This window comes from Bacillus sanguinis, assembly GCF_018332475.1.
Taxonomy (GTDB): Bacteria; Bacillota; Bacilli; order Bacillales; family Bacillaceae_G; genus Bacillus_A; species Bacillus_A sanguinis.
Map to the genome: position 1 here is coordinate 1 of NZ_BOQB01000661.1, position 271 is coordinate 271.

At 49.1% G+C, this 271-nt stretch carries 1 protein-coding gene; it reads left to right on the forward strand.

Features of this window, described 5'->3' with window-relative positions; all coding sequences use genetic code 11:
- On the forward strand, positions 1-271 hold a 271-nt coding region (locus KI369_RS30030), incomplete at both ends, for a LysR substrate-binding domain-containing protein (protein WP_238484980.1).

Sequence of the window (271 nt, forward strand, 5' to 3'; positions counted from 1 at the left end):
CTTTATTGAGCGTTATCCTCGCGTTTCTTTGCATATGCACCAGGGCTCGCCGACACAAATTGCTGATGCCGTCTCTAAAGGCAATGCTGATTTCGCTATCGCCACAGAAGCGCTGCATCTGTATGAAGATTTAGTGATGTTACCGTGCTACCACTGGAATCGGGCTATTGTAGTCACTCCGGATCACCCGCTGGCAGGCAAAAAAGCCATTACCATTGAAGAACTGGCGCAATATCCGTTGGTGACATATACCTTCGGCTTTACCGGACGT